Genomic DNA, 2,105 nt, shown 5'->3' with positions numbered 1-2,105 from the left:
AGCGCCCCCACACCCAGATCGACGGTTATCGCGTCGACCCCGGTGACTGGGCGGGCGCCGAAACCCCGCTGCCGGATTACGAGGACGAGGACGACACCTCGACCGGGGATTCGTCGACCGGGGATTCCTCCACCGGAGATTCGTCGACCGGAGGTTCCTCGACCGAGGACGACACGGACACCGAGGACAGCTCCGGCGGCGGGGACAGCACGGACACCGAGGACACCGACGCGCCGCGCAGCAGCGGCCGGGACTGGGGCAACCCGGACCCCGGCGACCCGATCGACGAGAGTTCCGTCTCGCCGTCGACGCCGAAGTCCAAGCCCCGCACCACCCCGCGGACGACGATCACCGGCCCCGCCGCCGTCGAAACCGTGATCGATCGCGCGATGTCGCAGATCGGTGTGCCCTACGCGTGGGGCGGCGGCGACGAGAACGGCCCCACGCGCGGCATCCGCGACGGTGGTGTCGCCGACAGCTACGGCGACTACAACAAGGTCGGCTTCGACTGCTCCGGACTGATGATCTACGCGTTCGCGGGCATCGGGATCTCCCTGCCGCACTACACCGGCTACCAGTACACAGCCGGAAAGCAGGTGCCGTCGGCGGAGATGAAGCGCGGCGACATGATCTTCTACGGTCCCAACGCGAGCCAGCACGTGGCGTTGTACCTCGGGGACGGACAGATGCTCGAGGCCCCGCAATCGGGTTCGCACGTGAAGATCTCCCCGGTTCGCTGGGCCGGAATGACGCCGTATGTGGTGCGGATGGTGTCGTGACAGCCGCGTGACCTCGCATTTCCCGATTGCCGGTCCCTGCCGGGCAGCACGTGCGGGGCACGGTGGCGGCGCCGGGCAGCCACACCTGGAATAGTGGTGCCCGAATGTGATCTCCAGCGGAACGACCTAGGCGAAAGCGGTGGATTCTTGGTGACCTCACGTGAGGGTGGGACGTCGGGCACGAATACCCAGGGCAATGCCCAGGGCGCGAATACCCAGGGCGCGACCGAGCAGGGTGCGACCACGCAGGGCCCGGCCGGCCAGGGCTCGGGTTCGGCTCCGGCCCTGTCGAAGGACGGGGCGAAGCCGCCCGCCACGACCGGCCAGGTTTCGGACGCGCAACTCCTCGAGAGAGCGATCTACGAGGTCAAGCGCGTCATCGTCGGCCAGGACCGGCTCGTCGAGAGAATGCTCGTCGGTGTCCTCGCCAAGGGCCACGTGCTCCTGGAAGGTGTTCCCGGTGTCGCCAAGACCCTGGCCGTGGAGACGTTCGCGAAGGTGGTGGGCGGCTCGTTCTCCCGCGTCCAGTTCACCCCGGACCTCGTGCCCACCGACCTCGTCGGTACCCGCATCTACCGGCAGGGCCGCGAGGAGTTCGACACCGAGCTCGGGCCGGTGGTCGCGAACTTCCTGCTCGCCGACGAGATCAACCGCGCGCCCGCCAAGGTGCAGTCCGCGCTGCTCGAGGTGATGGCCGAACGGCACGTCACCATCGGCGGCAAGACGTTCCCCATGCCCGAACCGTTCCTGGTGATGGCCACCCAGAATCCGATCGAGAACGAAGGCGTGTACCCGCTGCCCGAGGCGCAGCGCGACCGCTTCCTGTTCAAGGTCCTCGTCGACTATCCGACGGTCGAGGAGGAACGCGAGATCGTCTACCGCATGGGTGTGTCCGCACCCGAACCGAAGCAGATCCTCGACAACACCGAACTGCTGCGCCTGCAGGACGTCGCCAGCCGGGTGTTCGTGCACCACGCGCTCGTCGACTACGTGGTGCGGGTGATCTTCGCGACCCGCGCCCCCGCCGAAATCGGCCTCGTCGACGTCGACGGCTGGATCGCCTACGGAGCCTCGCCGCGCGCGACCCTCGGCATCATCTCGGCGGCCCGGGCGCTGGCCCTGGTCCGCGGCCGCGACTACGTCGTTCCGCAGGACGTGCTCGATGTCATCCCGGACGTGCTGCGCCACCGCCTGGTGCTGTCGTACGACGCGCTCGCCGACGAGGTCACGGCGGACCAGATCATCAACCGGATCCTGCAGACCGTCGGCCTGCCGCACGTCGCCCCGCAGGTCAACGCGCCCAACCCGCCGGCTCCCGCACCGGCG

2 protein-coding genes are annotated in these 2,105 nt (G+C 68.8%); both read left to right on the top strand.

The annotated features are described in order from the left end of the window. Positions 1–779, top strand: a 779-nt coding sequence (locus tag ACN675_RS28945) for an NlpC/P60 family protein (protein ID WP_420754083.1), incomplete at its 5' end; no start/stop codon positions are given. Positions 780–929: 150 nt separating this feature from the next. Next, the coding region (locus tag ACN675_RS28940) for an AAA family ATPase (protein ID WP_420754082.1) at positions 930–2,105 on the top strand (1,176 nt) is incomplete at its 3' end.

This window comes from Rhodococcus sp. O3, assembly GCF_048897285.1.
Lineage (GTDB): Bacteria > Actinomycetota > Actinomycetes > Mycobacteriales > Mycobacteriaceae > Rhodococcus.
Note: the sequence above shows the minus strand (reverse complement) of the source record. Positions and strands in the feature narration are given on the sequence as shown.